The 7093-nt window shown below is 36.8% G+C and carries 8 protein-coding genes; all 8 read right to left on the bottom strand.

Annotation, left to right across the window (positions count from 1 at the left end; all coding sequences use genetic code 11):
• A partial coding sequence (locus AC3AX0_RS04610) for a CaiB/BaiF CoA transferase family protein (RefSeq protein ID WP_487549133.1) occupies positions 1 to 586 on the bottom strand: 586 nt, incomplete at its 3' end.
• A gap of 294 nt (positions 587 to 880) precedes the next feature.
• Positions 881 to 1327, bottom strand: coding sequence for a HutP family protein (locus AC3AX0_RS04615; protein WP_487549134.1), 447 nt, complete (start codon positions 1325 to 1327; stop codon positions 881 to 883).
• Between the two features lie 149 nt (positions 1328 to 1476).
• Positions 1477 to 2403 carry a radical SAM protein gene (locus AC3AX0_RS04620; RefSeq protein WP_487549135.1) on the bottom strand — a complete coding sequence of 309 codons (927 nt, stop codon included), beginning with the start codon at positions 2401 to 2403 and terminating at the stop codon, positions 1477 to 1479.
• A 39-nt stretch (positions 2404 to 2442) separates the two neighbouring features.
• Positions 2443 to 2979, bottom strand: coding sequence for a CDP-diacylglycerol--glycerol-3-phosphate 3-phosphatidyltransferase (gene pgsA / locus AC3AX0_RS04625; RefSeq protein WP_487549136.1), 537 nt, complete (start codon positions 2977 to 2979; stop codon positions 2443 to 2445).
• Between the two features lie 44 nt (positions 2980 to 3023).
• Positions 3024 to 3932 carry a DUF561 domain-containing protein gene (locus AC3AX0_RS04630; protein ID WP_487549137.1) on the bottom strand — a complete coding sequence of 303 codons (909 nt, stop codon included), beginning with the start codon at positions 3930 to 3932 and terminating at the stop codon, positions 3024 to 3026.
• A 23-nt stretch (positions 3933 to 3955) separates the two neighbouring features.
• Positions 3956 to 5401 carry a nicotinate phosphoribosyltransferase gene (locus AC3AX0_RS04635; protein WP_487549138.1) on the bottom strand — a complete coding sequence of 482 codons (1446 nt, stop codon included), beginning with the start codon at positions 5399 to 5401 and terminating at the stop codon, positions 3956 to 3958.
• A gap of 122 nt (positions 5402 to 5523) precedes the next feature.
• Entirely contained in the window at positions 5524 to 5910 is a 387-nt protein-coding gene (locus AC3AX0_RS04640; RefSeq protein WP_487549139.1) for a DUF1667 domain-containing protein, read from the bottom strand.
• Between the two features lie 11 nt (positions 5911 to 5921).
• On the bottom strand, positions 5922 to 7093 hold a 1172-nt coding region (locus AC3AX0_RS04645), incomplete at its 5' end, for an NAD(P)/FAD-dependent oxidoreductase (protein WP_487549140.1).

The following is a 7093-nucleotide window of genomic DNA, read 5'->3' on the forward strand; positions in this document are numbered from 1 at the left end:
TGGAAATGTCTATTCGCTCTCCTTTGCCTGTATCCTTTTTCCTGTATAACGCTCCCAGTATTCCTATGGTCCCATAGAGTGCTGCTGTTATGTCTCCAAGCGATGAACCCACTCTTGTAGGCTTCTCCTGTCCAGTTATACTCATAAGACCGCCCATTGCCTGAATCACCGCATCATAAGCCGGTTTTTCCCTCATGGGACCTGTTTGACCATACCCTGAAATCGAACAGTAGATTATATCAGGCTTTATCTTTATGACATCATCATAACTGATTCCAAGCTTTTCCATTGTACCTGGCTTATAGTTTTCTATGATAATATCGGCTTCCATAACTAGTCCGTTGAATATTTCATGACCCTCTTCAGTTCTAAGATCTACTGCAAGGCTTTTTTTATTTCTGTTGATACTCATGAAATATGTGCTCTCCCCATTTACAAAGGGGCCAACTTCCCGTGAATCATCACCTTTATCAGGTTTTTCAATTTTAATTATTTCTGCACCCATGTCCCCAAGTATCATGGAACAATAGGGACCCGATAAGACTCTTGTCAAATCAAGAACTTTTATGCCTTTCAAGACACCCATTTAATCACTTCCTGTAAATTATTATTATATAGTCTTTTTTATTTAATTTCTTTTTACAAAAAACAAAAACAAGAAAATGGTATACCATTCGCCTGTTCTCTATACTCTATGCTCTATCAAGCATTACATTTAATTTTATAAATTTCTCTGTATTTCTCTAATACTACTCTATATACGGCCAGAAGCCACTCTATACTCTATTCTCTATTTCTAAATTCATACTCTCTATATACATAAACTAACACATTGTGCAATTTTTGTCAATACATAAATACTTTGAATATTAGTATCCTGTTAAATATTCACGTGTCCCAAACCTAGTCTACTATGGTTTGACAAAGCATGATATGCGGAATTGCCGTACATTGCAACTGCTATCCAATGATCGCTGCTCACTATAGCAATTTTAATATATAGATTGGCATCTAAGGGCATGTCAAGCATAAGACCTCTACTTGCCTCCTGCGCCGCATGTATAAGTCCGTGAATTTGATGTGCTTCCTTTTTAATTACATTTAGATTAAGTGCTGCACCTACACAGGAGTTGATTATCTTTTTCTTCAATTCCCCACCGTGACCAGCAACCTCTGTTACAACAACATTGTATCCAAGTTCTTCAATAAATTTTCTGACAAAGGATTCCTTGGCTTTGTTTTCCACCATAGAAACAAAAACAGCGGTTTTGGCTATATCAATCTGTCCATTTTTTGTTATTGTTTCCCGTATAAATTCCTTATTCATATCTCCACACTCTCGTCTATAGTTCTGTTACCAAAGAATTATACCATTAATATTATATTATATCAATCTAATATAATATTAGTTTATACCCATCAACTTTCTAAAACAAAGCTATTATTATTACGTTAACCACCTAAATCCAATACCTGCTAAACAAGTCTGTAAGTATTGTAATTCATATATTCAACAACTTCTATTTCATCCACATATGATAATTTTTCAAATATTCCCACGGGATTTTTGTTACCACGTTTTTCCAGGAAGGAAACTATTTCAAATTGATTCATTGGATGTCTCTTGATTATGCTCATAACTGCATACACATCATCTTCAATTTCACTGTAGAATCCGTCGGATACCAACTGATCTATAGATATGCCTTCAAGCATTTCAACTGCAAGCTCCATCTTTTCACTGCCTACTTTCTTGACATAGGATTCCGCCGGAGGTCTCACTGGAGTATTTATATATAGCTTGTCATAATTTATTCTAGTCAGTATCTTCTTGAATTCTATAAGGTTATCCACAGAATCATTATAACCCTTCACAAGCATTATCTCTATCCACAACTGTCCCTTGTAGTGGTTAGAAAACTCGATAAGTCCTTCTAGCATATTATTATAGTTTATGCTTCTGGATGGCCTGTTTATCCTTGTAAACATATTTTCATTACATGCATCAATTGAAGGAAGGACTATATCTGCCTTCATAAGGTCCTTTCTTATCTTTTCATCATACATTAGAGCACCATTTGTGATAACAGCAACTGGCTTATCGGTCATGGTCTTTATTTTTTTAATAAGTCTACCAAGCTCACTGTATAAAGTGGGTTCTCCCTCTCCGACTATTGTAACTACATCGTAGTATATGTCTTTCTTGGAAATATCCTGAAACTCCTTTAAAATCTCCTTCAAATCAAAGAATTCATTTCTTTTGTTTGTAAGATTTTTTGTTCTACCTAGCTGACAATATACACATGAATAATTACAATACTTTTTTGGTATGGGGCTTATACCCAGTGAAATACCCATTCTTCTTGAAGGCACCGGACCATAAATATATTTGTAGATTCCCATAGCTTATCCTCCTGTTTATGTATTATATGCTGGTATTTTTTATGAATTCATTTCTTTTTTGTTTTTTACATATGTTCTTCTGTAACTGATAAAGGCTATTATTTTTACTAGTATCGTAAGATATAAAAGATAAACAAAGCTGTCATTGTTTGGGAAAAGCATTAAAAGCAAAATAGACAACATAAACATTACAGTTGCACTTTTGCCAAAAATATTGGAAGGAATTACCATCCGCTCCTTCCTGAAATACAGTATTAGACCCGAAACAATCATGAAAAGCTCCTTTGCCACAACCACAATAGGTATTATGAATGGAATTCTGCCTGAAATATATAAACATATGAGCACTGTTATTAGCATTACCTTGTCAGCAAATGGATCAAGTACCTTTCCTATTTCCGTAATAAGATTGTATTTTCTTGCAAGGTATCCATCAAGGAAATCAGTTAGGGATGCAATTATATATACAAGCAATGCAAGAGAATGTGCATTTTTAATTTCGGAAAAAAATACAAAAACAAATACAGGCGCAAGAACAAGTCTAAAGATTGATAATATATTCGGTATGTTCTTCATTTGTGCCCCCTTTATAACATTTAATAATATCCCGTTTTATCCAGTTATTCCTTGTCTGGAAAAAGTCTTTTAATTATTTCATTACAGGAAAGTATTTCATTAAGTACATCAAGACTCTGACCCACCTGAATCATTCCATTTTCGACATCACCCTCTACTACCGCCTTGGCATAAATGCCTCTCATCCTGCCCTTCAACATTTCTCTTGGCTCATCGCTGTACTCGATTTCAAGATAGCTGTCAACAAACTTGTTTTTCAATACCCTTACACTATGATCAATAGTATAGCCCAGTATTACCGAGTCAATATCAGTTGATTCAACTATCCTTCTTTTTACATTTACATGAGCTGGACATTCTTCTGAAATCAAGAACCTGGATCCCATCTGCACTCCTGAAGCTCCCATAGCCACGGCAGCCATTATTCCTCTTCTATCAGATATTCCTCCTGCAGCAATTACAGGTATGTCAACATTTACTATGACATTGGTCATCAAAGCCATGGTTGTTTGTCTACCTATATGTCCTCCTGCTTCAAGACCTTCTATTATCAACACATCAGCTCCAGCTGCCTCAACCTTTTTTGCAAGCCTAAGGCTTGGTATCACAGGGATAACTATGATGCCAAGTTCTTGAAATCTCTTAATGTAAGGGATAGGATCCCCAGCACCAAAGGTGACGAAATCAGGTTTTTTTTCACATACTATATCAACTATTTCATCCTTATCTTCACCCATGAGAACTATGTTTACTCCAAATGGCTTATCCGTAAGCTTCCTTGCTAGGTCAATTTGTTCCTCCATCCAATCTGCATCATGTCCTCCGGCTCCTATGATTCCAGCTCCTCCTGCATTGGAAACCGCAGAAGCAAGTTTTGCATCGGATACAATGGCTAGTCCTCCCTGGATTAATGGATATTTTATATGAAGTATTTCAGTTATTTTCTTCTTCATTAAATGCCTCCACAATTATGAATTTATTTATTTCTGTATCTTTCTATGAGCTTCTGTTTTTCCGACCACAGGTCAAAGGACAGGTTGACAAAATATCTGTCTGGATTATCAAACCTTAGAAGTCCATCCCAAAGCTTTGAAAGTTCGTTATTAAGGTTTTCCCTAATTTCCTCAAGAGTCGGAAATTCATATGTCAGCTCTCCATTGTGCACTATGAGAGTTTGAAGCTTCTTTGCTGTAAAATTCTTTGCAGTTTTATTTATCCAAGGAGACAATGGATCGAAAAGTTTGTAAGGAGCTTTAATATCTTCTCCCTTAAAGGTTAGCAGGTCTGCAAAAGCATTTCCATTTCTATTATCATAAAGTCTCCACACTTCCTTGAATCCTGGATTTGTAACCTTTATAGCTTCTTCACTAAGCTTTATCCTTGGACTTATTCCCTCTTCCTTCTCAACGGCTACAAGCTTGTAGACCCCTCCGAAAACCGCTTCAGATCTTGCTGTAATAAGTCTTTCACCAACTCCATAGAAATCAATTGGTGAGTTCTGCATTTCAAGCTCTCTTATCTGGAATTCGTCAAGGGAGTTTGATACTGTTATTGTTGCATGCTCATATCCTGCTACATCGAGAAGCTTTCTTGCTTTCTTGGAAAGATATTCAAGATCTCCACTGTCAAGTCTTATACCTTTCTTGCCATCTCCTCCAAGCTCGTCAAAAACCTTTATTGCTTCAGGTATTCCTGACCCAAGTACATTGTATGTATCAACAAGAAGGATAGCATTGTCAGGGAAGGCCTTCACATAAGCCTTGAAAGCTGTATAGTCGTCATCGTAGAACTGCACCCAGCTATGGGCTATGGTTCCAATTACTGGTATATCGAACATTTTTGATGCCAATAGGTTTGATGTACCGAAGCAACCTCCAATATATGCTGCTCTAGCACCATATATTGTTGCATCGACACCGTGAGCCCTTCTTGCTCCAAAGTCAACAACCGGCTTATTCTTTGCCGACCTTGCTATCCTGTTTGCCTTGGTTGCTATGAGGCTCTGATGGTTCACTGTAAGGAGCAGCATTGTTTCAATAAGCTGTGCCTCAAGTATTGGTGCCTTAACGGTTATTATTGGAGTATTTGGAAATACGGGAATTCCCTCTGGTATTGCCCACACATCTCCTGTAAACTTGAAATTTTTCAAATATTCAAGGAACTTCTCCTCGAAAAGATCCATTCCCCTTAAAAATTCTATATCCATTTCAGAAAATTCTATTTCCATAAGATACTCAATGAACTGCTGAAGTCCTGCAGTAATAGCAAAGCCTCCACTATCAGGCACCTTCCTGAAGAAATAGTCAAAGTAAACGATGCTGTCCTGGTCACCATTTACAAGATATCCATTTGTCATTGTCAGTTCGTAAAAATCAACGAGAAGACTCAAGTTCTTCTCCTTTTTCCATTCAATCTTATTCATACTAAACCCTCTATATAATTATTGTTGTTGCTATATTTATATACCATTATAGCATAAAGTATACAAACAAAAAACAGAAACTCAATTTTCAGTTCGTGTTTGTTAAGGAATCTATCATATATCTATTTAATTTCGTTCATGCTCCTTGTTGCAACGATATTTACTCCTGTATCCAGGATATTTTCTATTATTATATCGCCAACCTTAACGGGGGCTTTTACCACTACTCCATTGATGACTTTCATGCATTCAAATATTAATTCTTTTGGAACAGGATTATCTGTCTTTACAGGAAGTCTTTTCAAGAATGCATTTTCTATAGAAACTGTAGTAGATACAACTCTTGTAGGACTAGTCATTTCCTTTATACCGTATATTTTTCCTCTTGGGCATTTATTCCCTTCAACTTCATATCCATCTTCAGATTCATTGCTTTCAATAACATTTATGTGACAACCTATGGGACATACTATACATATCATTTCTTTTTCTTTCAAAGTTTCTTTCATCGCCAATACTCCTATATTACCTCCACTGTAAGTTTTCCAACATTCTCACCTATTAATTCCTTCTTAATGTCTATTCTTTCCATTTCACCAGGTGCAAGATGCATCTTCTTCACTGAATAAATTTCTTCGCCGTCAGCTTTCACTGAAAGCTTTGCATCATGGTAGACGCTTCTTACTCTCATAAAGAGAGAAAGCTTGTCATCAACAGAATTGATTCTGACTTTCTGAGGCACTATGTATCCAATGCCTGACAGTGCTTCAGTTTCTATGATTTTATTATTATCAGCTTTGACTTCAAGTACAAACTTTGCTGCAGCTTTTCCTGCATGTCTGCTTTCTTCAGTCACAAAATCCACAATGTCATGTACATGTACAACATTACCACAGGCGAATATTCCTTCTATGGAAGTCTCCATTGACTCAAATACTACTGGACCACTTGTCTTGGAATCCATTTCAATTCCTGCTCCTTTTGAAAGTTCGTTTTCAGGGATAAGTCCTACTGAAAGAAGCAAGGTATCACATTCATATTCAATTTCTGTTCCTGGAATAGGTTTGAAGTTTTCATCAATCTTTTGAATCACTACGCCTTCAACCCTGTCCCTTCCCTTGATATCTGTTACTGTATGACTAAGCTTCAATGGTATATCGTAGTCATCAAGACACTGCACTATATTTCTTGTAAGTCCGCCAGAAAAAGGCATAAGCTCCGCAACTACCAAAACCTTTGCTCCTTCAAGAGTCATTCTTCTTGCCATTATGAGACCTATATCTCCGGATCCAAGGATTACAACGCTCTTGCCCACCATGTATCCTTCCATGTTCAAGTATCTCTGCGCTGTACCTGCATTGAAGACTCCTGCTGGTCTGTATCCAGGAATTGCAATTGACCCTCTTGTTCTCTCCCTGCATCCCATTGAAAGTATTATTGCTTTTGCCTGTATATTCACAAGACCGTCCACAGTGTTCATTGCAAGGATTTGCTTGTCTTTATTTATTTCAAGTACCATTGTATCCAGTTTGTAATCTATGTTTTCCCTGGAAAGTTCATCAATAAATCTCTCAGCATATTCAGGTCCTGTAAGCTCTTCCTTGAAAACTACCAGTCCAAATCCATTATGTATGCACTGCTGAAGAATTCCACCCAATTCTCTGTCTCTTTCTATAACAAGTATGGATTCAG

Source organism: Dethiosulfatibacter sp. (genome assembly GCF_983023055.1).

Coding starts and splice junctions, on each gene's coding strand:
- AC3AX0_RS04615 (WP_487549134.1), bottom strand. CDS start 1,327: ATGAATAAGGAATTTATACGGGAAACAATAACAAAAAATGGACAGATT.
- AC3AX0_RS04630 (WP_487549137.1), bottom strand. CDS start 3,932: ATGAAGAAGAAAATAACTGAAATACTTCATATAAAATATCCATTAATC.
- AC3AX0_RS04635 (WP_487549138.1), bottom strand. CDS start 5,401: ATGAATAAGATTGAATGGAAAAAGGAGAAGAACTTGAGTCTTCTCGTT.
- AC3AX0_RS04640 (WP_487549139.1), bottom strand. CDS start 5,910: ATGAAAGAAACTTTGAAAGAAAAAGAAATGATATGTATAGTATGTCCC.
- AC3AX0_RS04620 (WP_487549135.1), bottom strand. CDS start 2,403: ATGGGAATCTACAAATATATTTATGGTCCGGTGCCTTCAAGAAGAATG.
- pgsA (WP_487549136.1), bottom strand. CDS start 2,979: ATGAAGAACATACCGAATATATTATCAATCTTTAGACTTGTTCTTGCG.